This is a genomic window from Kothea flammea, assembly GCF_052161645.1.
GTDB lineage: Bacteria > Planctomycetota > Planctomycetia > Pirellulales > Pirellulaceae > Laterigemmans.
On sequence record NZ_CP197414.1, the window covers coordinates 5,714,190 to 5,740,338 of the forward strand.

Sequence of the window (26,149 nt, forward strand, 5' to 3'; positions counted from 1 at the left end):
TATGCGTTCGGGCGTTATCAATCGGTTAAAGAGATTCTGGAAAACGGAGAGGTACGATCTCGCATTAGCTGCATGCCAGAGGAGAACTGGCTAGTGAACTTGCGAGATCATCATGAAGGCTATATCACTTTCGAACAGTACACGCAAAACTTGGACCAGTTATCACGCAACCGAACGAATGCAAAGGAGATGATTTTGAGCAGTCCGGCACGAGAAGGATTGGCACTGCTTCAAGGGCTTTTAATCTGCGGCTGTTGTGGTCGCCGTTTAACCCCACGCTATCGCGGCAATGGCGGTATTTATCCAACGTATCAATGCAACTGGCGAAAGCGTGAAGGACTGTCGAAATCAGCCTGCATGACAGTGCAATGTACCCACTTGGATCGCGCTGTTGAGCAGTGCGTGCTTGATGTGCTCAATAGCGAGCAGTTGCAGTTGGCGATCCAGGCGTATGAGATGGTGATGCAGCGGCATGAGCAAATCGATTCTCAGTGGAAGATGCGATTGCAACGAGCGGAGTACGAAGCAGAGTTGGCTCAGCGTCGTTACGAGCAAGTTGATCCGAACAATCGCTTGGTAGCTTCGACACTCGAGCAACGTTGGAACGACGCGTTGATCGAACTGCAAGACGTCCAAGATCAAATCGATCGGCTTCAGCAAAAGACGCTTCAATTTACTGCGCAACAACGAGATGAAGTGCTCGCACTGGCACAGGATCTTCCCAAACTTTGGCATAACACGACAACAGCTTGGAAGGATAAAAAACGAATCTTGCAACTGTTAATTCGCGACATCACTGTGACCAAGCCGGAGCCATATGTCGCCTTGTTACAAGTGCGTTGGCAGGGAGGAGCCAACGAAGCCCTGCGAGTAGAGTTGCCACGATCCGCCTGCGATTGCTGGCGGCATGATGAGGCGTTGGTTGAGCGAGTACGAGAGTTGGCTAAACAGCTTGAAGATGCTCAGATCGCTGAGCAGTTAAACAATGACGGCCTAGTGACGAACAAGGGAAATTCGTTCACGGTAAAAAGTATCAAGTGGATTCGACACAAGCACCGCATCCCGCGAGCCGATGATAGAAAAGAAGGCGAGCTGACGGTCAAGGAGTTCGCCGCGCGGATGGGTGTCGGCGCTGGAGTGATCTACTACTGGATCGAGCAAGGAGTCATTTCTGCCCGCCGACGCAATGCCGGATCGCCCTACCTGCTAGCGTTAACGCCGGAGGTTGAATAGCAGTTCGCCAAACGGATCGCACAATCGAAACGCCTCAAACCCCAATAATCACGACGTTTTCAGCCCCAAGAACCCGAAAGCTTACCGTAAGAGGTGCAGTATGCAGCCACTGTCGCATGTGCCGAGGACAAACTTGTCCCACGCGCAATGGTAAGGATTCTGGAACAAATCTACGAGGTCGACTTTTATGACTCTTCGTACGGTTGTCGTCCCCGGAAATCTTGCCACCAGGCCTTAGCGACCCTCAGATGCTTCGACTGATCGAGCGATACCTGAAAGCGGGCGTCATGATCGACGGTCAATTGCTGGCGACCGAAGGAGGCGTCCCCCAGGGCGCCAGTCTATCCCCGCTGCTGGATAACGCGTATTTACACTATGTGCTAGACGACTGGTTCGAACGAGAAGTTAAGCCACGACTCAACGGCGAGGCGCATTTAATGCGGTTCGCTGATGATTTCATCGGCTGTTTCCAGTTAGAATCGGATGCGAGGAGATACCATGCGGTGTTACCGAAGCGATTGGGCCGATATTCGTTGACAGTCGCCGAGGAGAAAACGAAACTGCTCCGATTCGGCCGCTTTGCCCGTCGCGACTGCCAGCGACAGGGTGAAGGTGCACCGGGCACCATCCAAGTACCGGATGGCACACAGGGGAACGGTAGCCTATAACCAAAGAGATCCCGGCCTACTCACCCACAGCTGCGAATTGAGGCGTTTTTGCAGAAAGAATGATCTCTCGTCGATGCGAGGTGATCGCAATCGTTCGGCCAGCGTGGAAGCGATGCAAAGATATCGCATGACGCTTACGGATTGATTTTCTATGCACTGGGTTAATTATCACAGCTTCGACGAGGAGGAGGAAGCCGATTTTGGAATTCACCACAACAGGAGTCTTCCCATGTCAACTTGTACGCCGTATCGAACCAAGGGGCCTCAACACGATTGTAGTTTTCCTACTATTGCTCGCGTTGCCCGCTTGGGCTGTCGGGCAAGATCAAAACTCGCCCGCCGGATCGGCCTCGAACTTGGGCCAAAACCATCGGAGCACAACTGTTGCCAAGGGCGAGGTTGTTACAGAGCTTGACAATGCGATTTGGCATGTTTATCAAGCCAAGAATAACGACTATTGGTTCGGAAGCCATGAGCGAGGCGTGTATCGCTACAATGGGAAAATCCTTGTCAACTTTACGACGAAAGACGGATTGTGTGACAACCGCCTTGGACTCGGCGGAATCCAAGAAGACAAATTAGGAAATATTTACTTCAATACCGCCAACGGCATCAGCAGATTCGACGGAATATCGTTTTCCACTTTAAATGTCACCATCAGCAATTCCACCACGGGCGAGTGGAAACTGCAACCGGATGACCTGTGGTTCCAGGGTGCACAGGATGCCGGCGCGCTCTACCGGTACGATGGCCAATTGCTGCACCATTTGGAATTCCCCAAAACCAAAGACGGTGATGAGCATTACCGGCAAATGCCACGTGACAAATACCCAAATGCAAAATTCAGCCCGTATGACGTTTACAGCATTTTCAAAGACCGTCAAGGCAATGTCTGGTTCGGCACTTCCACGCTTGGCGTCTGTCGCTTTGACGGCAAGTCCTTTGCCTGGCTACCTGAGAGTGAATTGCGAAATGGTTCGTTTGGTACTCGGTCGATTATCGAGGATAAAGAAGGCCGGTTCTGGTTCTGCAGCACTTTGCAGCGATATGATGTCGACCAGCGTGATTCGGCTGGACCGAAGTTCACGAAAGTGGATGGACTTCGCAACGCCAATGATCCGAGCAAAGAGCTATTCGGCGGCATCATGGCAAGTACCTTGGATAGCACCGGTGCACTATGGATGGCGACGTACCGGGAGGGAGTTTGGCGACATAACGGGATGGACATCACTCATTACCCGATTATGGATGGCGTTAACACTGTCAATCTTTTCTCAATTCATGAAGACAGACAAGGAGTCTTGTGGCTCGGTACACAAGAGGCTGGGGCTTACAAGTTCAACGGCAAGACGTTTGAGAGGTTCAAGCTGTGACGACTCCAGTTCATGGCGGGCGATCGATTTCTTGACTGCTGGACTTTGGCTAGCAATTCCCATTGGTCTGTTCATTGGTCGGCGAATAGATTGAGTGTAAACTGTAAGCGTTGGATCCTTTTTCACATTCAGGCGAGAGTTACTGATGCCAACCGGAGAAACACAAACGAACCTAACGCAATCAGGACTGAATCGACGGCAGGCTTTGCGCAGTTCTCTCAGTTGGGCGGGAGCGGCCGTGTTATCCAGTCGCCATCAACGAGCGTTCGGCTTTCAGAGTGCCAATGAACGGCGTCGGATTGCCGCGGTGGGCACCGGCAGTCGCTGGTATCAGAAAGCGACTGGCCTGGACAGCAACTATGGCTCGGCACCCCAAATACGGCCGTTGGGTGATTATGTCGCCGTCTGTGATGTCGATGCAAACCGTCGAGAGTTGGCTCAGCAGATTACTTCAGATTGGCTTGGCAAAGCGACGCGAGCGGTAGCCGACTATCGCGCGGTGATTGATGATCCAGAAATTGACATCGTCCATATTTCGACCCCCGATCACTGGCATGCTAAAATCGCAATCGAAGCCATGTTAGCGGGCAAAGACGTATATTGTGAAAAGCCAATGACGTTGACGATTGAAGAGGGTCAATTAATGTCGCAGGTTTGCCGAACGACGCAGCGGATTTGTCAAATTGGAACCCAGCAGCGAAGTGGCAAAGATTTCATCACTGCAATTGCGCTGATTCGCGCTGGCCGCCTGGGCTCGCTGCAAAAGGCGACCTGCAGCATTGGCGGTGGCCCCACTAGTCCCAGCTTGCCAGCGATCGCGGCTCCGCGACACCTCGATTGGGATCGGTGGCAAGGGCCAGTCGCAGACGTGCCGTTTCGTTATCTGGCGGGCGACAACGGCGAAACACAAAGCTGGTCACGATGTCATTATGAGTTTCGCTGGTGGTATGAATATTCGGGTGGCAAGCTAACAGATTGGGGCGCGCATCATGGCGACATCGCAACGTGGGGATTGGGCAAAACTGAAACGGGCCCAGTCTTGATTGAGCCGCTGATGGTTCGGCATCCGGTAGAGTTCAAGGATGGCTATCCAGTGGACGACACCCGTTACAATACGGCCACTCAGTTTTTGATTAAGGCCACGTATGCAGACGGCCAAGTGATTGAATTTCGACACGACGGAGGCAATGGGGTTTTGTTCGAGGGGACTGCCGGACGGATCTTCGTGAATCGTGGCAGGCTGTCGGGTCAGCCAGTCGAAGACCTGGCAGCGAACCCACTCCCTGGAGACGCCTTGCAAGCGGCATATAATGATCGCGAGTTGACCGATCACTTTCGCAATTTCTTCGTCGCCTGCCAAGATCGGCGAGATCCGATTTCCGATGTCCACAGTCATCACCGAGCATTGACCACGTGTCATCTAGCCGGGATTGCCGCGCGGCTCGGACGTAATATCGCTTGGGACCCGGTTGCAGAAAAAGTGGTCGGCGACCAACAGGCTCAAGCGATGGTATCCCGCGACCGCCGTGGAGGATATGAGATTGAGATGTAAGGTGTCGAGACGAGCAATGCTCGCCGCCGTCCCCATCGTTCAAAGCCCAGGCTTAGCATGACCATCAAAAAGATGCTGTCGCTCATCTCCTCATCTGTCACTTTCTGGGGAATGGCATATCCAAACGAAGTGCCTTGACTCCCATTGGTCACGGACGTCGAAAGATAAACCATGATGCTAACCGGAAATTTTTCACATAAGTCAGCGTTGGAACATGTATAGTCTGAAATAAAATGAGCCGTGACCGCCGAGTTTCTTTGCCAACGATGCTGCTGCTGTTCTGGGCATGTTGGATAGGCGTGCTGTTAGCGCATTTCCGACTAGCGTATCCCGCGATCGTCTGTCGTGGCCATCCACCACTTGCCCCCAATGACTTGATCTCGCTATTCGTGGGGCCATTTCAAGTGGCCTTACCTGCGGTATTTTGCAATGTCTCGCGTCGTCATCTCGGTGTCATCTTGGTCGCCGCCTATCTGTATGTTCCGCTGGCGATTGCGCTGCACTTTATTGATCGCGTACTTGGCGATCTACTACGATTGGTCGTTCTCGCGGGCTTCGCCAAGAGAGTTGGCCTTACCCAATTAAAGGTGGAAGGCGTCCCTCTTTCCTCCCCCAAAACCGAACACATGGCCTGACCCTAATGGCACGCACCGCGGAGCGAAAGGCGACTATGAATACTTCGCCAGCCTGTGAGCTCGTTGGGGTCATAGTACGGTTTTTTTGTCGCGCGCGCCGACGTTATAGTTGGACATGCTCGAGGAACTCCAAAAACTCGGCATCACGGAGAGGGTACTCATCGGAATAGCAGCTCAGCAGGAATACCACGAAGTCCTTTTCTCGTCTGATCACCACAAAATGCTGGGTCGTCAATCGATTGCCCTGACCAGTGATGGCTCGACCGATTCCCGGAGCTTCCTGGGCGAAGGTGCGAGCGGGAAATCCAGCGACCGTCATCGATCCCTTGCTTAGCGTTTTGGCCTTTAAAAGTGAAACACGCGATTCCACCATGCCATCGGTCATTTCATCCAAATTGCCCTCCTGATCTATCCCTAGGAGACCAATCAGCGATTCATTGGTTGGCAACCAGGCAGCCAATCCATTTGGCCCGGCGGCCAGCAGCTCGTTGGAGCCGCGGCGGTAAAAGCTGGGAGGTCGGACGCGAATCCCCTTACCTACATCGACTGGCTCATCAGCCTGCAATTGCTGTACGGCGATGCGGCGAATCGCCGGCATGCCGGTGACCATCGGATCTAGCGTGATCGCTTGTTTCGCAGCACTTTGCATCAGCTCCGCATTGCTGGCACTGTAGGCCGATTCGAAGAGTTCTTTGAACACGGCCGGGCTTGGGTGTTGGGCGGCAAGCTCTTGGGCAACCGCGAGCGATTCTTGCTCGCGGCTGGCCATCCGCAAAAGTCTTACTTTGCCGAGCGATTGAGCATCTTCGTTGTCGGCCAAGCGATCCAGTTCTTCCCACCCATCGCGTTCCATGTCGAACTGCAAGTCGCCAAGGCGGAGACGCTTCATACGGATGACCGTCGAGACTAATTTCCAGTCCTTAATGTCGCTGGCATCTTGCTTGGCAAATACATTGGTTTGCTGCCACGCGAAGAAGCCAGCTTCAAATTGCAACACGAACTCACCATTGAGGACAGCGAAAGTGTTTTGCAAGTTGACGCGGTGGTTGGTGCGCACCAGATTTAGCCCTGCCGACTTTCCTTGCCAAGCTAGCGATTCAGCGGCGAGCCAGGCATCGGCAGAGACTTGCCTTTCATAAGGTCCGTTTTCCTCGATCAGACGACGAAAGGAGAACTTAGCGTCCTGCGCCAACGTTTCTCGGTAAGGCTGAAGGTCTCCTCCTATAAAGTGTGTATCGGTGAGGTCCCAGACTTTCTGGCTGAAATAGGTTGCCTCGTCAGCGACTTCCAGCGGCTCGACCCGTTCTCGGATCTCAGCGATCCAGGCTTGTGCGATTGCATCCTCTGACCAGCGATCCGCGAGTGTTAGTTGTTCGAGTTGCTCCCGTTCCTTTTGCGCTTGGATTCCGTCGCTTTGTTTTTCGTGTAGGAGGGCCGCGATCGCGACGTCGATCGGGTGTTTGTAGCCATAGTGATCACGATGGGCTCGCATACATTGGTTGAGTGATTCCCAGGCGTCACCAATTTTCGCAGCCCGCAAAGCGCACATTGCTCGCACGCGTTGTGCTTCCTCCGTCACTGGTCGCACGTTGGCAGCAATCCAATCGGCCAGGGCTGCGAATTCGGCGGCATCTAAGTCGTTCGCCGTAGCCGCCTGTTTAGCCGTCTGCAATATGTCGGCGTCCTTTTGTGGCCAACGTCGCGCGACTTCGATTGCTCGGCGGCGAACGGCCTCCGCGGAAAACTGCTTGGTGGCACCTGAGAGTAGCACCTCTGCGGTCGCGTTTGCCAAGTGACGACTCACCAGCGGTTTTAACTTGAGTGCGTCATACAAATCGATAACAACCCGGGTGGCTTGGATGTCAATCGCTGACTCGGTAGGTACGCTAATTTTGATGTTGTCGATTTTGAATTCGCTGCCAACCTTGCCAAAAATGCCTTGGAAGGAAAGATATGGCAAGGCGAGGTCAAACGCCACTTGCGCCGAACGATACAGTTCGTCGTCGATATAGAGTTCGGCCAAGCCGTTCAGTCGCCGCGTACGGATTTTATAAGTGCGATTCGGCTCAAGGGTAAATCGTCCATCTCGGCGGGAGGCGACTTCGCGATACATGCCATCGGTGTGAGTTACCAGCGAGACACCTGGTTCACCTCGATTGAAGGGCAGGCCCGTGATACCGATGTAACAGGCGGAGAAATGGTTTTTAGTACCGCGGTCACCGATCAAGTCTTGGACCATCATCGGTTCGAAGATAGTCAATTCATATTCGATTTCACTGTTGGTCGGCAAAATTCCTTTCCAGCTGAGGAACGCGGCACCCATTTCGGGGCCGATCGCCTCAGCAGCAAGCTTGCCGACAGCCGCACCGTTTTCGATCCTCCATTCTCCGCTGGCTGCCGTCCAGTTTTCTCCTAGGTCGCTACGCTCGAAATCGTCTTCCAACAAGACATCCCAAGGCGGGTCATTGCTCTTCGATGATTGTGAACCCGTTTTACGAAGAAAGACCGTATCGTGGACTCCTGAAGAAGCAATGACGCTGGCATCGCTGCTAGCCGCTAGTGCCAGCTTGGCGGCGCCGTCATCCTCCCAAGTGAGAATCAAATCGCCAAAACGCGTATCCCAGACGCGCGTGGTGCCATCGATCGAGGTCGTGGCAATTCGTTTATCGTTTTCCACGAAAGCCAGATCCGTAATCGCTCCGCTATGCCGCGTTGAATTCCAAATCTCATCGCCATTTTCGGTGTCGAACAGGCGCAGCGTCCAGTCGATCCCCCCCGCGGCCACCCATTTACCATCGCTACTGAAATCGACGGCGAAATAGACTCGACCGCCCGTGTTGCCGACAAAGCTGCCATCTTCGGCATTGGTCAATTGGACTCCGCCAGCTCCACCAACCGTCGCAATCAGTTTGTTGTTGGGTGAAACGGCCATATCGCGGATCGAGTAGGTGAGCCGTTCGCTGGTCCAGATTGGTTGGCCGGTTTGCGCATCCAGCAGGATCAGCCCTCCCAGGTTCACATTTTGGCTGCCCATGGTGGCGGCCAGTTGGGTGCCGTTGTTGAGGAAAGCTAGTTTGCTGACCGGACCGGGTGCTTGCGTATATCGCCAAAGCTCTTCCCCCGACTCCAAATCCCGGGCGACGATGGCGCCGGGTTGCCGGTCGCGGATCCCCCCGCCGCCAGAGACCAGCATGCCGGTGTCTTCAGAGTAAGCCAGTGCGCCAACACTCTCGGTAACAGCGAATTGACGAAGGACTTTTCCGCTGTTCGGCTCAAACACGCGAAGTTTATCGTCGCGCCCAGCGACAAACAGCTTGCTTCCGTCGGGAGTGATTTCGAGCGCTTCGATTCCGTCCTTCGCAGTCGTAAGGTAGTCAACCGTTTGGTTGGGGCGTGGGTAATAGGGGTTGATAATGCCCTCTGGAGCGAGGCTTTCACGGTCTCCGCACCAAATATCCCAGACTTTAACCATCAGATCTGACCCAGCACTGATCACTTGGTGGCCATCGGCACTAAAGGCGAGTGCGGGAATTCCGTAGGCCTCCCCCGCCCCATGGCCGGTCAGTTCGCTGAACAGCTTTCCGTTGGCGGCATTGAAGACGCGGACCGCTCCGTCTTCGCTGCTCACGGCGAGAAAGCGTCCGTCTGGGGAATAAGCGAGCGAAAGGGCGTAACCGGAAATTCCGTCGAGCGATTGCGTGACCTCGCCCGTAGCCGCTTTCCGGATTTCAACTGAGCGGTATGAACCGACGGCAAGCATGCGATCATCCGGAGCGAAGGCGAGTGGCGCGTTGTAGTCGATGAGTTTATCGACTCCGGGACTTTCGTAGCGGATTTTGCCAGTTTTCGTCTCTCGAATAATCACCGCTCCGTCGTCTCTTCGTCGCCAGGCGATGCTGCGACCGCTGTGACTGAGGGCGATCGGATAGAGTCGTCGGCGCCAGGGAATCTCAATCTTCGTTATTTCTCTGCCTGAAATTGTATCCCAAACGCGAACCGACTTGTCCGTAGCGACCGACGCGAAGAGGCGGTCACCGGGACCGCCGAAAGCCGAAAAGCGAGTCACTTCAGCCGTCGCGGCGAAACGGTGCAACTCTTGGCCCGAGATCACGTCGACAATCGAAAGATGATCGGTCGCATTGGGATCGATGATGGCAATTTTTTCGCCCGTTGAATTGATAGCCAAACCCGTTACTTGTTGAACTCGCTGCGGCGAAGCCGAATCACGCTGCCAATAGATGACATGAGCCTGGTCACCACCCTGAATGGCCGTAATATGGACACCGTCGGGTGCGATGGCGAGTTGTTGGGCGCGCGAGGCAAGTCCGGTCAAACGCGCCAGCTCTTGATTGCATAACTGGTTGACGTAGTTCCATTCAAAGCCACGTTGCTTCGCTGGCAGCCCCCCCAAAGTATCCTCGGCACTCATTAGATTGGCCGAGCGAAACTGTTCGAATGCCAAAGAAATGGAGCGTGCATAGAGCGTGTGATCGCTTTGTTCTTTCGCCTTAGCTAGTTCGGCCTGCGTCGCTTCTGCCGCCTTGCGCGCATCCGATTCACTGGCAGCCAGCTGCTCGGCGCGTGCCTCGTTATCAGCGGCGATCGCGCGGAGACGTGCTTGGTTGACAGCCACCAACGGACCGCCCATAGCCAATGTCGCCGTGAGCAAAACTACCGCCGCACTGGTCATCGCCAACGCCGGATGACGCTTTGACCACCGCCAGGCCCGCTCCAAACGCGACACCGGACGGGCCAAAATGGGCTCGCCAGCGACGAAGCGGTCGAGTTCCTCGGCAAGGGCCACAGCTGAGGTGTAGCGTCGTGCCGGGTCTTTACTGAGACACTTCAGGCAGATTGTTTCCAAGTCGACAGGCACCGACGGGTTCAGTTGCCTGGGCGGTGGCGGTTCTTTATCCAAGACCTGCAGCAACGTATCCATCGGGTTGGCCGCTTGGAAGGGAGGCCGTCCAGTCACGAGACAATAAAGGATAGCACCCAAGGCATAGACGTCGGCCAACGGCCCCACTTGATCCGCTTGACCGCCTGCCTGTTCGGGCGCCATGTAGCTGGGTGTGCCAAGAATTTGCCCCGAACCGGTCAGTCCGCTATCCGCTTTCGTTCGTTTTGCCAGGCCAAAATCGGTGACCTTCGGTTGCTCTCCTAGGTCCAGCAGGATGTTGGCTGGTTTGAGATCGCGGTGAATGACATCCCGAGAGTGGGCAAAGGCGATTGCCGAGGCGATTTGGCTGGTCAGCCGCGCCGCCTGGGTAGCCGAAAGTGGGCCGTCAGCGACCTTGTCGGCAAGGCTTTTGCCTTCGATATATCCCATCGAGAAATAGTGTTGTCCGGCGTGCTCGCCGATTTCAAAGATTGGTACGATCCCCGGGTGATCCAAATTGGCGGCGGCTTCCGCCTCGGTATAAAAACGCTGGACGTCTTCCTCCGAAGCCAATTGACCGGCCAAAATCATTTTCAGGGCGACCAACCGATTGAGATTGACCTGCCGTGCTTTGAAAACGATCCCCATGCCGCCGCGAGCAATCTCTTCCAGCAGTTCGTAATCGCCGAAGTACCTTACTTTATCGCCAGGTTGCGGGGTGTTCTCCATGGCACCGGCGAGCACACCTTCAGTGCTGACATCGCCACCCGGTAGAGGCAGCGTCGTTTCCTTGTGGAGATCCGCCTTGGGGGGCAGAGTGGGTTCATCCACCGAGGTTGGTCGTGACCTAGGAGGCAGCGTAACTTGGTTGTTGGCTGGCCATAACGTGGCCTCTGCCGACTGCACAAGTCGTAGTTGATCGTGGCGATGAAAAAATGCTCGGAGACTGGCCTCGTGCTGCGGATATTGGTGGACGAGTGCTTCGCGGTCAACCTGTTTCCCCACAGCTTCAGCGTCTAAGAACTCCGCCACGATGGAGTCGGGCAACTTTGGCTCTGGCGACGAATCATTTTCCGGTCCAGCAGCATCATCAACGTTCATGGAATTATTACTGGCTGGCGTATCAGGGGGAGCGAGTGCGAACCATCGGTCGCTCACCCTGGTGAGGCGTTGTACTGTTTTGTTAGATACCTTATCCCAGAGCACGTACACTGGACGTCTCAATTTAATCGGATCAAGATCGCGCGGTATACATCCACTAAAGTTCTGCAACCCATTGGCAAAAGGAAAAGCTCAGTTTGGATGGATCGAAAGGTTCAGGCGATTTGGCTCTACGATTGCATGACTTTCGTGGGTATCTCCGCGTGTTGGCCGGGATGCAGCTCGATCCGTTATTGCAAAGCCGGATCGATCCCTCGGATATTGTTCAGCAGACTTTCCTGCAAGCTCACCGCGCGCTGGCGCAATTCCGGGGGAAAACCGATGCTGAGTTGGCGGGCTGGTTGCGTCAAATCCTCGCCAACGAATTGGCTCGGCAGATGCGAGATCACCGCCGCGACAAACGGAATATTCAACGCGAGCAGTCGTTACAGCAAGCCGTCGAGGCCTCCTCGCTTCGCTGGGAGCAATTTACCGTTTCCCAGCTTCCCACACCGGCTGACCAGGCTGACAACAACGAAATGGCGCGACGACTGGCAAACACGTTACAATCTTTACCACCCACGCAGCGCGAAGCGATCGAGTTGCACTATTGGCACGGTTGGTCGTTGCAGCGGATCGCCGATTATCGTCAGTCGAGTAAGTCGGCCGTGGCGGGGGCCATTCAACGCGGAATCAAGCATTTATATGCTGATTTATCAAATTGAAGCTGTACGATTCGCGGTCGACGGCATCTAAATGCGGTAGCTAAGATTTCCCAGTCCATTAGTCGTTGGAACCGCTTGTGCCCCCACAACTTACCGTCGTGGTCGGTGAACTTTCCGGTCGCACGTTCCCGCTCGTCGATGGTCGCTCTTTCCGTGTCGGGCGGGCAATCGACTGCGACCTCTGTTTACATGATCCGCATGTCAGCCGCCAGCATTGCCAACTGAGCGTCGAAGGTGAGGTGGTGCGATTGGTCGATCTGCACAGCACCAGTGGAACCTATATCGGAGGGGCGCGCATCAGCGTCCGCTATCTCAACGATGGAGATGTCATCGTCGTCGGCGCTACCAAACTTCGGTATTGTGCCAGCATTCCGACACCACCGCTGGCTCCCGCGGGACCGCCCCGGTTAACCCTTGGGATGCACGCACCGCCCATCAAGCACGCCTTGACCGGCGGGCGGTTGGTCGGACAAACCTTCCGGCAATTCCAAGTGTTGGAACTGCTGAAGGATGCACCACAGTACAGCGTGTATCGTGTCGCCGCTGCAGCAGGCGACCAACGCCTGCTGCGACTCTTCACGGGCCCAGGCGAGCAATTGGCCCAGTTGGCCCAGCATTTATTTCCGCGTTTTATAGCGATTCGCGCGTGCCGACATCCAGCCAATGTTGTCGTTGACCAGTTTTGCTTGGAGGATGGATATTGCTGGCTCACCGAGACCTGGTACAGCGGCGGAGGCAAGCGCGGAACTGTCGTCTATCCGCCCGTGCAACCGCTCGGTCCGGATGAAGTGCTGGAAATGGGACGGCAAGTCAGCGAGGCGATGCGAGAATTGCACGAGCGGGGAATCTTTCATGGTCAATTGAATCCGCGACGTGTCTTCCAACATTCCCGCGGCCGGTGGGTGCTGACTGGCACGACCGTTGATCGACGCTCCATTTGGGACTGGCACAACGGCGCCGCTTCGTTAAATCACGATGTCGACCAGTTGCCTTACCGTGCCCCCGAGTGCTGGGCGACCGACAAAGCACCCGCGGAACGAGCGGACGATGTCTATGGATTGGGAGCGACAATGTTTGCCCTCTTGACGGGAGCCCCCCCGCGACAGGCCCAACCAGTCGGGGATCGCACTTCCCAGCAACTTGATGACGCAGGCTACCGCCAAAAACGCTTTGAATCGTGCGCCGTTGGCGCAGCGCTTCGCAGTTTGCTGGAACAGATGCTCGCCCACTCCCCTGAGGAACGCTTGCCTGACATGCAACAGGTCGGCGGGTGGTTGAGCGAGCTGATGAGCCACGAAGCGGCCAGTAAGAATCGCTAGGGCGAGGCTTCGCCAGGTTTATGCCTTGTGTTCGGTGTTCAGCTCTTGCTTGATTTCGATCTGCGGCGAAGCCTCACAGACTTGGGCTGACTGAGGCGATCCCGTCGGGAAATGCCAGCTCTAGCACACGATCCAAGCGAGCGCGGAGCAACTGCATTTGATCGCTGCTTAAACCTTGTCCGATCAGGCTGGCGATGTGCAGCAAAAAAATCATCAGCAGTGAAATGGGGATCAACAACAAAACCCAGGGACTTTCCCCAAGAAACCAAAGCACATAGCCGTAAATGGCTGCCGAACAAATCACAAAGCTGGCGGCGAAATAGATCGCCATTACAAAGGTCCAGATTTCTGGGCGAGGAGAAAATCTCGCAAACAGCAACGACCCTTCGGCGGTATCTTCAATCTGAACGGAGAGGTGCGGCGACCAAAATCGTTGGTCAGCCCGTTCGACTTGAAAGTCAACACAGCGTCCCGCCGAAGCCACTAAGCCTTTTAATTCAGAACCTTCAATTGCGGCGCGCAAACGCTGCACAGCTGGTTCGGCTGCCAATGGTAGAGGGACTCGAAACGTGGGTTGTAACTTTAATGACTGCATGACTGTTCCGCCTTCCAGCCGTCAGCGTTTTAAATGGATGCCGCGTTGCCGCGGTTAACCATCGACGTTGGCGTCTCCGGTAATCTTATCTTTATACATCGACAGTCGCCCCAGCGCCAGATCGACATCTTGGGAACTAGCCCCGTGCGATTCCAGCGATTCGGCTAAATGACCAAAAAACTTGGCAAAGTGCTTGCCAGTAATGCCCTTGCCACGATGAATCGAAGTCAGTTCGGCTCCCGTATATTGGACTGGTCCATCCATCACGGAAGCCATGAATTCAAACTGCATCCTTTGCAGCCTTTCGACTTCGACATGCTGGAAAAAAGGTGCCAATTCCGGATCGTCAAAGACTCGCCGGTAAAGATCCCGCACCACTGCGTTCACACCGGCTTCGCCACCCAATCGTTCAAATAGCACTTCGGTTTGATCCGACATAAAATAATCGTTGCTTACGTGAGGGAGTGGTCGAGCGAGGGCTCGACCGTAGTGCACTTTCTTCAGTCAGTGTCCATGATTCCAACCAGTGAATCAACCACGGACGACTTCCGCAATCTCTCGCAGCACGGCCACGTGCTGGGGAGACCAACCGCCACGCGTGGTCGACTGCCCAGCATCATCGGGATCGCCCAAGCCACTATCCATTGCCAATTTACAGCGGGACATAATCAAGTTGCGGATTTCTTCCGCGTTGCCGATCCCTTCGATGCGTCCCACGTGCGGCCCCATGCCGCCCGTCTCGGGACTGCTGCCACCGCCGGCCGTTTCCACCATCACGTTAGAAATGCCAAAGTAGCGTTCCAGCGGCCCTTGAGTAACTTTCACATTTTGAATGTTGTTATAAGTCAGCGTGGTTTCATGGATTAACCAGATCCCGCGGCGAATTCGCAAACTGCGGTCGCTCAACAAATACCATGTCGTATCGTAACGCAAATGAATGGCGATATAGATGGCAACATCGGGCAGGATAATAATCGCCAAAGCCAGCGGCGTGATCAATAAACCGATCGTCGGCTGGGCAACGATCAGCGCGATCCACAATCCGGTCAGCACCGCGTCGGAGATCACCAACCAGATCCAAAAATGGAACTTTAAATAACCCAGAAAACCTTCGCTGGGACGAAAAGCCCGCACGTTCTGACCGGCCCCCGCTGGCAGCTCCGGCGGTTGGTCGGGAATGCGAAACCAACGCACCAAGCTTTTCCAAATGCCCCGATAAACCCAGGCCGCCGCCAATTGATGTCCGCTGTTCATTCAGGCATCTCCCCGCCACGAGTGCTTTCCGCCGAGCCCGTATTATCGGCTAAGCCTCCGCTATCGGCCAAGCCTGGGCTATCAGCCGAGCCTGCGATGCCAGCAGAGACAGCGCCCGGTTCGGCCCGGAAACGGATTCGCAAGTTATCGCGGATTTCGGTCAGCAGGGTAAGCACTGAATCGTCTTCCGCAGCAGCGTGCTCGTCGGCAACTGTGTCCCGATCGAGTCCTTTGGCCCCGCGCATTTGGGCATACAGGTAATCTCGCAAACTGTCCGTCTGCAGCACGCCCTCGATGGTCATTTCCGGAGCCGCACTCCCCGACGCTGTCTGAATTGCCACATTCGCCAACCCCATCCAGCGTTGAAAAATGTTGTTGGTCAAGTGAATGTCTTGGATCCGGCGATGGGTCAGATTGATCTCGCGACGGAACAACACCCCCCACTTCATCGACACGCCATCGGCCTCGAACTGATACCGCAGCGTGATGTATTTGCACAGCAACGGAATGAAAGCGAAGGGAAAAAGCGGTCCCGCTGCGAGGCTGACCAGGGCGTAATATTTCAGCAGCACGGGATCGGGCCGCTCAATTTTTTGCGGGTCAAATGTGTCTTGGGGGGCAGATGAAGGTGCGGCGTCTTTGTTCATTGCTGCGTCTGTTTTCGAAAAGAGTCGTGGAAAACGGGGCCGTGCTCGCTCGCCTGGGCCACAGTATATCTCGCTGGCGTCCCGACTCCCACTCCTCCGACTCAGCCGTTAAACTGAAGTGGTTGTTTTGGAAGTTTGCAAAGTGATGCGGGCAAGGATTGGTACAATGTGGCACACACCCACCGGTAAACGCGTGGTCGACGGAGTGGAAGCGGAACTGATCCGCGAATCTATCAGCACGATCCTCGAACAATTGCTTTGTTCGTCGCTCGAGTGCGAAGATTTTTGTTTTCAATCGGGAATCGAAGTTTTCGATTGTTTGCCGCTTTCGCAAAAATTGGCTTCGCTCGAGTTGGCGGGCCGGCATCTGCTGACCGACACCGAGGATGCCTTACCGCTGACTGCGGTCAACGAATCGGTGGTGGGAGTCATTTTTGAAAATATCCGCCAACACATTGAAACCGAGATCGATACCGAGCGTTGCTATGAAGCGTGTTTCGGTGACGAAGACTCGGCCTGGGAAGAAGATTCCCAAGATTGTTTTCCAGGCGATCGTTACTGGCGGCGGCAAGTCCTCGTGACTTGCCGACAAACTTTGGGCAAGGACCCCGCCAAACAGTGTCTGGCCAGCGAGTTTGACTGGCCCCCGGTTGAGTGTGATGACCTGCAGCGTTGGGATGTCTTGATTGAATTGCTGGCCGATCGCATCCTCTGGGATCGTGACTACGAGATGGCCGAGGCTTTTCTCGATGATGCGCCCGAGAACGCCACCGCCAAAAAGTTGATGCTGGGGATCGACGAAGACTATTTCACCGGGCTGGCCCCTGACCCACGCGATGAAGTGATGGATCAGGTGGTCCTCTCGATCCGCCGACTGACCCGGCCCAAGCCGCGATAGATCTTACCAACAAAATCCTCCGCGAAATCCTTTGCTCTTGCTCGAAACAAAGCTGATGACACAACTTCGCCGCCGCAATTTTCATTCGCTGTTGGGCCTCGGATTCGCTGCCGCCATGACACCCACTCGCTCGACCGCCGCTCAAAATCCTGCAGAGGAAACGCCCGCCACGGAAACGCCCGCCAAAGCGGCAGCGGCTGGGGGTCAACAGGCCGGGCCGCTGGCGATCGCGACTTGGTCTTTCGGGCTGGCGGCTTGCCAACAAGCGGTGCGAACGATGACCGACGGCGGGCATCGGCTCGATGGGGTCGAACAGGGTATTCGCGTTACCGAAGCCGATGCCGAAAATCGCTCGGTTGGTATCGGTGGAATTCCTAACGCTGACGGCGTCGTCCAGCTCGATGCCTGCATCATGGATGGGCCGCGGCAACGAGCCGGTGCGGTCTCCGCTCTGGAGGATTACCCACATCCGATCAGCGTGGCCCGGCGAGTCATGGAAAAGACGCCCCACGTAATGCTGACCGGGGCAGGCGCCGCCGATTTCGCCGCCGCCGAGGGATTCCCACGCGGCGAGTTGCTGGTGCCCCGTGAACGCGACGCGCACGCGAAATGGCAAGCCAACCGCAAAAAGCCGGTCGGCGGCATCGACCCCGTCGACGTTTCTAAACAGGCCCCCGCGGATGACAGATCGCTGAATCACGACACCATCGCCCTGCTGGCGCTTGATTCAGCGGGTGAATTGGCTGGCGGCTGCAGCACTAGCGGCTGGGGATACAAATTAGCGGGCCGAGTGGGGGATTCGCCGATTATTGGCAGCGGGCTCTACGTGGACGGGCTCGTCGGTGCGGCCGGAGCCACCGGATTGGGCGAAATTACAATGCGCTATTGCGGTTCTTTCCTGGTCGTTGAAGCGATGCGACGGGGTGCCTCCCCCGAAGACGCTTGCTTGGAAGCGATCGAGCGGATTTTGGCGGGGGAACGACGCGCTGCGAAAGAATTAAGCGTCAATTTCATCGCATTGGCCAAAAATGGCCGCGTTGGCGCGGCGGGAACTGATGTTGGATTCCGCTACGCGGTGGTCGCCCAAGGCGTCGCGGAGGTGCGAACCCCGACGATTCTCAGCTAACGGCGACGCTCTGCCGCGTTATAGGAAAAAATAGGGCGATACAAGGTAGCTGGTATTCAAGGTGAGCGTTTCCTACGATATGGCCATGACCATACGCGTAGCATTGCACCACCGTTCGACTTACCGGTATGACCGGCTCGTCTCGATGTCCCCGCAGTTGATTCGACTGCGACCGGCCCCCCATACGCGGACACCGATCCCCAGCTATTCGCTGACGGTGCTGCCGAGCGAGCATTTTGCCAATTGGCAACAAGACCCGCATGGCAACTTTATGGCTCGTTGCGTGTTCCCCGAGCCAATGCGGGACTTTTCCGTCGAAGTCGATCTCGTTGCCGACATGACGGTGATCAATCCTTTTGACTTTTTTGTCGAACCATCGGCCGACCTGTGGCCATTCCAGTACGACACCTGGCTGGCTCGTGATCTGCGACCGTTCCTGGAATGCGAAAAGCCGGGGCCGAAGTTAACCAAATGGCTGGCGGGGATCGACCGCAAGCCACGCAACACGGTCCATTTTTTGGTCGATTTGAATTGTCGCCTGCGGGACCAGATCAGCTATTTGATTCGCATGGAACCGGGCGTTCAAAAACCAGAAGAGACGCTCACGCTGAATTCAGGGTCGTGTCGAGATAGCGCCTGGTTGTTGGTGCAAATTCTCAGAAACTTGGGCATCGCAGCCCGTTTTGCCTCGGGATATTTGATTCAGTTGGCACCCGACGTGAAAGCGTTGGATGGTCCCAGCGGTCCCACCGCCGACTTTACCGATCTGCATGCCTGGACGGAGGCGTACGTGCCGGGAGCGGGTTGGATTGGACTCGACCCGACCTCAGGATTATTGGCTGGCGAGGGGCATATTCCCCTGGCTTGCACCCCCGATCCTTCTAGCGCGGCGCCGATCAGCGGCGCGGTTGATCCTTGCGAGACCGAATTTGACGTACAGATGTCGCTGACCCGGATCCATGAAGATCCGCGAGTCACCAAACCGTATGCGGAACCGACTTGGCAGCGCATTGTGGCTTTGGGGCACGAGGTCGACCAACGATTGGCGGCCGGCGATGTGCGGTTGACGATGGGGGGCGAGCCGACATTTGTCTCCGTCGAAAACATGGATGGGGACGAGTGGACGACGGCGGCCGTGGGACCCGAGAAACAACGCATGGCGGCCGAGTTGCTGCGGCGTTTGGAACAGCGCCTGGCGCCGGGCGCGCTGCTGCATTTTGGACAAGGCAAATGGTATCCGGGCGAACCCTTGCCACGTTGGGCCTACAGCTGTTTCTGGCGAGCCGACGGTCAACCGTTGTGGACCGCCCCCGAATTGATTGCCGACGAAACGGCAGATTACGGACATACCCCCGCGGATGCCGAGCAGTTCGTCAGCACGCTGGCTGAAAAATTGGAAGTGGAGACCAAGTTTGTCGTCACGGCCCATGAAGATGTCTGGCATTACATCGCTCGCGAGCGAAAACTGCCAGTAAACGTCGATCCCAGCGATAACAAACTGGACAGCGCAGAGGAACGCGCCCGCTTAGCCCGCTTGGCCGAACGGGGCGTCAGTACGCCGGTCGGTTTTGTCCTACCGCTGCGTCGCCAGTGGTGGCAAGCGCAAGCCAAGTGGACCAGCGGTCCCTGGCCGGTGCGTTCCGAACGGCTGTTCCTGCTGCCGGGCGATTCCCCGATGGGTTTACGGTTGCCGCTCGACTCGCTGCCCTACGTGCCGCCCACTCCGCTGAATGGTTTTTTTGAAGCCGACCCGTCGGCCCCGAAAGATCCGCTGGGGCCTCATCCCGGTCGTCGCGCCCAACCGGAAATCCCTGCCGCTGGACCGCCGCTGGATACAACTAGCAACACCGCCAAGCAACAAATCCGCCGCCAAGACCATGACACGGCCGGAGCTGAAACGGAGCGCGAGTCAACGGCCGAACAAGAGCTCGAAGCGCAAGAACCCGGGGCGGAAGAGTTCAGCGGCGAAGTGGTGCGGACGGCACTCTGCGTCGAACCTCGTGATGGTCGGCTCTATGTTTTCATGCCACCGACGGAAAGGTTAGAGGACTATCTCGATTTACTGACCGCCGTGGAAGCGACCGCAGCCGATTTGGAAACCCCGATCGTGCTCGAAGGCTATCTGCCGCCGACCGATCATCGTTTGCAGCACATTAAAGTCACTCCCGATCCGGGCGTGATCGAAATCAACACGCATCCGGCCAGCAGTTGGGGAGAATTGGTCGAAGCGACGGAAGCACTGTACGAAGAAGCGTTTTTTGCTCGACTGGGGGCCGAAAAATTTGACCTCGATGGACGCCATACCGGCACCGGGGGTGGCAACCACGTGGTGCTGGGCGGGCCCACGACGAACGACAGTCCTTTTATCCGTCGCCCCGATTTACTCAGGAGCCTGCTCGGTTATTGGAATAACCACCCGGCCCTTTCCTATCTGTTTTCGGGAACGTTTATTGGTCCCACCAGCCAGGCGCCGAGAGTCGACGAGGGCCGTCGCGATGCACTTTATGAACTGGAGATTGCCTTTCAACAAGTCAACGATCCAACGACCTCGGCCGGGCCCACGCCGCCGTGGTTGGTCGATCGCTTGTTCCGCAATCTTCTCGTTGACCTTACCGGCAACACGCATCGCTCCGAATTTTGCATCGACAAACTGTATTCGCCCGACAGTTCCACGGGACGCTTGGGGTTGGTCGAGTTTCGTGCGTTTGAGATGCCACCGCACGCTCGCATGAGCTTGACGCAGCAATTGCTGTTGCGTGCCTTAGTCGCCCGTTTTTGGGACCAGCCATATCACGAGCCGCTGGTGCACTGGGGGACTGCATTACACGATCGTTTCCTGTTGCCCCATTTTGTCTGGCACGACTTTAGCGAAGTGATCACTGAACTTGTCGCGTGTGGCATGCCGCTGGAAACAGACTGGTTTGCGCCGCACTTCGAATTTCGTTTTCCCAGAATTGGCACCATCGAGCACGCGGGGATCGAGTTGGAACTGAGGCAAGCTATCGAGCCGTGGTACGTGTTGGGCGAGGAACCGGGAGCGGGCGGGACCACGCGATTCGTCGATTCCTCGGTGGAACGATTGCAAGTCAAAGTTAGCGGGTTGACCGATCCGCGCCACATCGTCACTTGCAATGGACGTCGCGTGCCACTGCAGCCCACCGGGACGGTGGGGCAAGCCGTGGCGGCGGTCCGCTATCGAGCCTGGCAACCGCCCAGCTGTTTACATCCCACGATACCGGTTCACACACCGTTAGTTTTTGACATCTATGATCGCTGGAGTAGCCGCAGCATTGGTGGCTGCATCTATCACGTCTCTCATCCGGCGGGGCGAAACTATGAGACGTTTCCAGTGAACGCGTATGAGGCCGATGCCCGCCGGGCGACTCGATTCATCGCCGCCGGTCACACCCCGGGTCCTCGTGCGGAACCAGTGACCGAGTCGAATCCGCAGGCTCCGCTGACGCTCGATTTGCGGCGGACAGTCGCTCGGCAATGAATAATGATGCGATGAAACCGGCGGACGCGGAACATCTCTTCAGTGGCTACGTGCCGGGGAGTGATGCCTTTGATGAAGTCTTCACGGCTCGCGATTCGATTCGTCCCAGTTGGCAAGAACCGTTTAACGTGTTTGCCGATTTGGGACAGCACGAGTTGCAACGGAGATGGTCGCAAGTTCAAGAAGAGATTCACGCGACCGGTATCGCTTACAGCGTGTTTGATGAATCGGCCGTGGTCGCCCGCCCGTGGGATCTCGATCTGTTGCCGCAGATCGTGGCTGCCGACGAATGGCAGCGATTGGCCGCTGGGATCTGCCAACGGGCCCAATTGCTGAACCGCATTTTGGCCGACTTGTATGGTCCCCAACAGTTGTTGAGTGAAGGTTTATTGCCGGCCGATTGGCTCTATTCCCACCCCGGGTTTCGCCGGGTTTACCATGGTCAGCAGCCATTTGGTGGAAACTTCCTGCACTTTTACGCGGCCGATTTGGCCCGCGCGCCCGATGGTCGCTGGTGGGTCGTCAGCGATCGCACCGATGCGCCGTTGGGGTTAGGCTTTGCGCTGGAAAACCGCATCCTCACATCGCGTATGTTTCCTAACGCGATCAGCCAATTGCATATCGAACGCTTGGCACCGTTCTTTATGACCTTGCAGGCCACGCTGCGAAAGTTGGCACCCACCCAACGTGATAATCCCCGCGTCGTGCTGCTCAGCCAAGGCCCCAGCGGTCCCAACTATTTCGAAGATGCCTACCTTGCTCGCTACCTCGGTTACACATTGGTCGAAGGGGGCGATTTGGCGGTTCGTGACGATCAAGTGTTTCTTAAAACGTTAGCCGGTCTGCTGCCAGTCGACGTGATCCTGCGGCGGTTGAGCGACGAATTTTGCGACCCCCTGGAACTGAGGAGCGAAGCGGGTATGGGGGTGCCGGGATTGTTGCAAGCCGCTCGGCTGGGCAAAGTCGCCGTGGTCAACACGCTCGGCAGTTCGCTGGTTGAGTCTCCCTCGCTGATGCCCTTTTTGCCGAGCATCGCCAAGCAGTGGTTGGGCGCCGAGTTGCTACTCCCCTCGGTCGCGACGTGGTGGTGTGGACAAGCGTCGGCTCGGCAAGAAGTCAGCGCGATGATCGCTCAGAACCAACTGGGAACCCGCGTTCCCCGCGCCGCCTATCGCGTGGGCAGACGCGAAGCGATCGCCAACGAGGAATTAAGGAACATTAGTTCCGCCAAGCTGTCCGAGATGCTGCAGCAACAACCTGAATCGTTGGTCTTGCAAGATACGATCCAACGCTCGACCTCGCCAGTCTGGTTTGCCGGGATGTCCGAACGCTGGCATGTGGCTAGACGCGTCTACGCGGTGGCCGTCAAAGGTGGTTATGAGGTGATGCCTGGTGGGTTGGTACGGCTTTCCCAATCGGCCGCTGCATTGGACGAGACCGTGCTCGGTGGCAACGTCAGCCAAGATACTTGGGTCCGCTCCCACAAGCCGGTCCAGCAAATTAGCCTGTTGCCGACTGCCAATTCACCTCTGGTACTTCGTCGCAGCGGGGCGGAATTACCCAGCCGCGTGGCCGACAACCTGTTTTGGTTCGGCCGCAATTTGGAGCGGGCGCAAGGGACTTGCCGACTACTCCGCTTGATCGCTGGGCGGTTAACCGGTGACCGGGAAATTGAAGTGGTGCCCGAATTGGACTGCCTGGTTCGCTGTTTGGCTGAACAAGGTCAGGTCGAACCAGGGTTTGCCGTCGAGGGCATGCGAGATCGTTTGCCGGCAATCGCCACCGTGTTACCTCAAAGCGCCTTGGACGAGCAACAGACAGGCAGCCTCCGCGCGTCGGTCGCCAGCGCCCACCGTAACGCGTCGCTCGTCCGCGACCGGCTCTCGCTCGATATTTGGCGGATCGTTCATCAATTGGAACGCAAATTGGAACACGCCGCGGCGGCGACCGGCGTGCGGCCCGCCTCAGTTCCAGATAGCTCAAAAACAAATAGCTCAAAAACAAATGGTCCAACAGCGAACGCTTCGCAGGCTAGTCCTCAGCAGGCCGCCATTCGGCCGCTCAAGCCGGGCGGCGTGTTACCTTTTGGGCTGATCGAACTGGATGAACTGCTGGACGATTCGATCATCAGCATGGCGGCGCTCGATGGTTTGATTGCGGAAAGCATGACCCGTTCGCCAGCTTGGCGGTTCCTCGATTTGGGGCGGCGGATCGAACGCGCCCTGTTTGTCGTCTCGCTAGTTCGCTCGCTGCCTACTGAAATGCGTGCCGAAGAGAATCGCAGCCTGGAAGCGATGCTTGAGGTCGCCGACAGCATCATGACGTATCGGGGACGGTACTTGGCTGCCATCGATCGTGCCGCCGCACTCGACTTGCTGGTGACCGACGAAACCAACCCGCGCTCTTTGGTTTATCAATTCCAAGCGATTGTCGATCACGTCGCCAACTTGCCCCGCGCCGACTCGCTGCCGCTGGGCACGGCCGAAGAACGCATTGCCTCTTCGCTACTGCATGGCGTGCGAATGATCGAAGTCGATGATTTAACCGAACTGGGAGGGGAACGATCAAAGCTCGGTCGACTGCTGTTAAGAATGACGGACCAACTTCCTAAACTTTCAGACATGGTTAGCCATCGCTATTTAATTCACGCCGGTCGGCCGCAACAAATGTCGAAAGGACGGTAACGTTAGCGATGCAATATCGAATCTCCCATACAACAAAGTATGAATATGCCGAATCGGTTCCCTTCTGCCAAAACGTGGTCTATTTAACCCCGCGGAGCACGCCCACGCAGAGCGTCACGCGGCACCGTTTGACGCTCAGCCCCAAGCCGGCCACCAGCCATCGGCGACTCGATTACTTTGGCAACACGGCTCATATTCTTTCGGTCGACACGTCGCATCGACTGCTGCAGATCACAGCCAACAGCACCGTACAGCTGCAATCGCGACCACCAGTTGCCAGCGCTGCGGGGCCTACCTGGGAAAGCGTTACCAAACAATTAATCAACGATCGTTCGCCCGCTGGACTGGACAATTATCAATATACTTTTTGCTCGCCCCATGTTCCCTACTGCGCACCCCTGAAAAGTTATACCAGCGAAAGCTTTACCGCTGGCCGACCACTGGGGGAAGCGCTGGCGGAGCTGAACCAGCGAATCTATGATGATTTCCAGTACGATCCCGCGGCCACCACGGTCAGCACACCGATTTCCGAGGTCTTTGAGCAACGCCGCGGTGTCTGTCAAGATTTGGCCCACGTGATGCTCGGCTGCCTCCGCTCCATCGGCGTGGCAGCACGCTACGTCAGTGGCTATTTGCGCACGATCCCGGCCGCGGGGCAACCGCGGCTCACCGGTTCCGATGCATCACACGCTTGGGTATCAGTCTTTTGCGGACCAGCAGGGTGGATCGATGTCGATCCGACCAACAACGTCTTTACCCGAGATGATCATATCACGGTCGCTTGGGGGCGTGACTACAGCGACGTCTGTCCGGTTGCCGGAATGTTTGTCGGAGGAGGCACGCAGTTGCTCAGCGTGGCAGTCGACGTGGTTCCCAGCTTAACAGACTAAACCGCTGCGGTCATGCTTCGGCGAGATATAGCCCCGCACGCGGTCGTAGATCACTGAAGCGATACGAAGCTTCCAAGGCGCATAGACCTTGCGATATCGTCCGTGATTCGTCAGCGAACCGCCAAACTTGGCTTTAAACTTGCCAGGTCCGTAAGGCTCTCCCTCCCATCCGCCACCGGCAAAATCGAAAACGCGGTAGCCTTCGGCGGCGAAGCTCTTCATGGCATGCCAAAACACGCTGGTCGTGCCCGGCACTCCGCGAATTCGCAAGGTCCCCGCGTACCAGCAAATGACACGATCCTTGAAGGCCAAAAAACAAGCCGAAGCAACAGCAGCACCTTCATGATAAGCGGTGTAGATGCGAAATACGTCACGAGGAAATTCCAACGCCGTGGACGCGAACAACGCGCGGTCCGCCAGCGGCACCATCGCTCGCGCGTGACTGGCACTCACCAACGAATACATTTCGCTGAGCCCCAACTCGCCACTCACCTCCCGCACGCTGACTCCTTTTCGCTCCGCCGCCCGCACGTTGTTACGCCGCTTGGCTCCAAGCCGACGAAATAACTGCTGCTCACAGGGACACAATTCAAATTCATAATTCAAATAGCCGAGCTTCGAATAGCCCGCGTCCAGCAACGGATCGCCCCGCTCTGGCAAGGCAAAAATTGGACGGATCTCACTGAATAACGCCCGCGTTCTCATGTAGCGATCATGCTGCTGCAACAGGGCCTCGATGCCGGCGCGACCTGCGGCCGTGTTGAGGAACAACGGCTCCGCAGCCATGATCGACCTAGCGGTGATCTGTTGCCCCAGCCCCGACATGGTGACGATCCTCGAAGCCACCAAGATCGCGATTAATTCCCCGCCAGCATCCAGCGCTCCGTAGGCATGGGGGAAATGATTCGGCGTCGCCGCGCGACATCGAATCATCGAGGTCGTATGGAGCACCGAGCCGCTGGGGTGTCGCAGCACGAATTGATCCCACTGAGGAATCTCTCGATACTCTTTGATGTCCACATTCGCGCTGCTCAT

General features: G+C 56.4%; 18 protein-coding genes. 12 read left to right on the forward strand and 6 right to left on the reverse strand.

The features are described 5' to 3' along the window. The first annotated feature begins 189 nt into the window (after positions 1-189). From SH139x_RS21405 to SH139x_RS21425, 5 genes are all read left to right on the forward strand, one after another. Positions 190-1,233, forward strand: coding sequence for a recombinase zinc beta ribbon domain-containing protein (locus SH139x_RS21405; protein WP_488356060.1), 1,044 nt, complete (start codon positions 190-192; stop codon positions 1,231-1,233). 248 nt (positions 1,234-1,481) lie between these two features. Then, complete coding sequence (locus tag SH139x_RS21410; protein WP_488351799.1) at positions 1,482-1,901, forward strand: reverse transcriptase domain-containing protein; 420 nt, start codon at positions 1,482-1,484, stop codon at positions 1,899-1,901. Between the two features lie 200 nt (positions 1,902-2,101). Then, entirely contained in the window at positions 2,102-3,274 is a 1,173-nt protein-coding gene (locus SH139x_RS21415; protein WP_488351800.1) for a ligand-binding sensor domain-containing protein, read from the forward strand. 145 nt (positions 3,275-3,419) lie between these two features. Then, positions 3,420-4,826: a Gfo/Idh/MocA family protein gene (locus tag SH139x_RS21420; protein ID WP_488351801.1), complete on the forward strand. Its 1,407-nt coding sequence runs from the start codon at positions 3,420-3,422 to the stop codon at positions 4,824-4,826. Positions 4,827-5,059: 233 nt separating this feature from the next. Further along, complete coding sequence (locus tag SH139x_RS21425; protein WP_488351802.1) at positions 5,060-5,461, forward strand: hypothetical protein; 402 nt, start codon at positions 5,060-5,062, stop codon at positions 5,459-5,461. Positions 5,462-5,564: 103 nt separating this feature from the next. Here the strand turns inward: SH139x_RS21425 and SH139x_RS21430 are convergent, their stop codons facing one another. Continuing rightward, positions 5,565-11,441: a protein kinase domain-containing protein gene (locus tag SH139x_RS21430; RefSeq protein WP_488351803.1), complete on the reverse strand. Its 5,877-nt coding sequence runs from the start codon at positions 11,439-11,441 to the stop codon at positions 5,565-5,567. Positions 11,442-11,638: 197 nt separating this feature from the next. Between SH139x_RS21430 and SH139x_RS21435 the strand changes: the two genes are divergently transcribed. Together SH139x_RS21435 and SH139x_RS21440 are read left to right on the forward strand one after the other, a co-directional pair. After that, complete coding sequence (locus SH139x_RS21435) at positions 11,639-12,205, forward strand: sigma-70 family RNA polymerase sigma factor (protein WP_488351804.1); 567 nt, start codon at positions 11,639-11,641, stop codon at positions 12,203-12,205. Between the two features lie 77 nt (positions 12,206-12,282). Continuing rightward, positions 12,283-13,524 (forward strand): FHA domain-containing protein, encoded by a 1,242-nt coding sequence (locus SH139x_RS21440; protein WP_488351805.1) that lies wholly within the window; start codon positions 12,283-12,285, stop codon positions 13,522-13,524. Between the two features lie 73 nt (positions 13,525-13,597). Here the strand turns inward: SH139x_RS21440 and SH139x_RS21445 are convergent, their stop codons facing one another. The 4 genes from SH139x_RS21445 to SH139x_RS21460 all read right to left on the reverse strand — a co-directional run bounded on the left by SH139x_RS21445 (position 13,598) and on the right by SH139x_RS21460 (position 16,020). Further along, positions 13,598-14,119: a hypothetical protein gene (locus SH139x_RS21445; protein ID WP_488351806.1), complete on the reverse strand. Its 522-nt coding sequence runs from the start codon at positions 14,117-14,119 to the stop codon at positions 13,598-13,600. Positions 14,120-14,173: 54 nt separating this feature from the next. Beyond that, complete coding sequence (locus SH139x_RS21450; RefSeq protein ID WP_488351807.1) at positions 14,174-14,557, reverse strand: group I truncated hemoglobin; 384 nt, start codon at positions 14,555-14,557, stop codon at positions 14,174-14,176. A 93-nt stretch (positions 14,558-14,650) separates the two neighbouring features. Continuing rightward, positions 14,651-15,373 carry a PH domain-containing protein gene (locus SH139x_RS21455; protein ID WP_488351808.1) on the reverse strand — a complete coding sequence of 241 codons (723 nt, stop codon included), beginning with the start codon at positions 15,371-15,373 and terminating at the stop codon, positions 14,651-14,653. Beyond that, positions 15,370-16,020: a PH domain-containing protein gene (locus tag SH139x_RS21460; RefSeq protein ID WP_488351809.1), complete on the reverse strand. Its 651-nt coding sequence runs from the start codon at positions 16,018-16,020 to the stop codon at positions 15,370-15,372. Before SH139x_RS21460 ends, SH139x_RS21455 begins: the two co-directional genes overlap by 4 nt. A 166-nt stretch (positions 16,021-16,186) precedes the next feature. Between SH139x_RS21460 and SH139x_RS21465 the strand changes: the two genes are divergently transcribed. The 5 genes from SH139x_RS21465 to SH139x_RS21485 all read left to right on the forward strand — a co-directional run bounded on the left by SH139x_RS21465 (position 16,187) and on the right by SH139x_RS21485 (position 25,114). Continuing rightward, a complete protein-coding gene (locus SH139x_RS21465; protein ID WP_488351810.1) occupies positions 16,187-16,918 on the forward strand; it encodes a hypothetical protein in 732 nt (243 codons plus the stop codon). Between the two features lie 55 nt (positions 16,919-16,973). Continuing rightward, entirely contained in the window at positions 16,974-18,044 is a 1,071-nt protein-coding gene (locus SH139x_RS21470) for a glycosylasparaginase (protein ID WP_488351811.1), read from the forward strand. Between the two features lie 85 nt (positions 18,045-18,129). After that, entirely contained in the window at positions 18,130-21,540 is a 3,411-nt protein-coding gene (locus SH139x_RS21475) for a transglutaminase family protein (protein WP_488351812.1), read from the forward strand. After that, entirely contained in the window at positions 21,537-24,224 is a 2,688-nt protein-coding gene (locus tag SH139x_RS21480; protein WP_488351813.1) for a circularly permuted type 2 ATP-grasp protein, read from the forward strand. The genes SH139x_RS21475 and SH139x_RS21480 overlap by 4 nt, the downstream gene beginning before the upstream one ends. An 8-nt stretch (positions 24,225-24,232) precedes the next feature. Beyond that, positions 24,233-25,114, forward strand: a complete 882-nt coding sequence (locus SH139x_RS21485; protein WP_488351814.1) for a transglutaminase family protein — start codon at positions 24,233-24,235, stop codon at positions 25,112-25,114. Here the strand turns inward: SH139x_RS21485 and SH139x_RS21490 are convergent. Further along, positions 25,103-26,149: a lipid II:glycine glycyltransferase FemX gene (locus SH139x_RS21490; RefSeq protein WP_488351815.1), complete on the reverse strand. Its 1,047-nt coding sequence runs from the start codon at positions 26,147-26,149 to the stop codon at positions 25,103-25,105. The two genes, SH139x_RS21485 and SH139x_RS21490, sit on opposite strands and share 12 nt — an antisense overlap.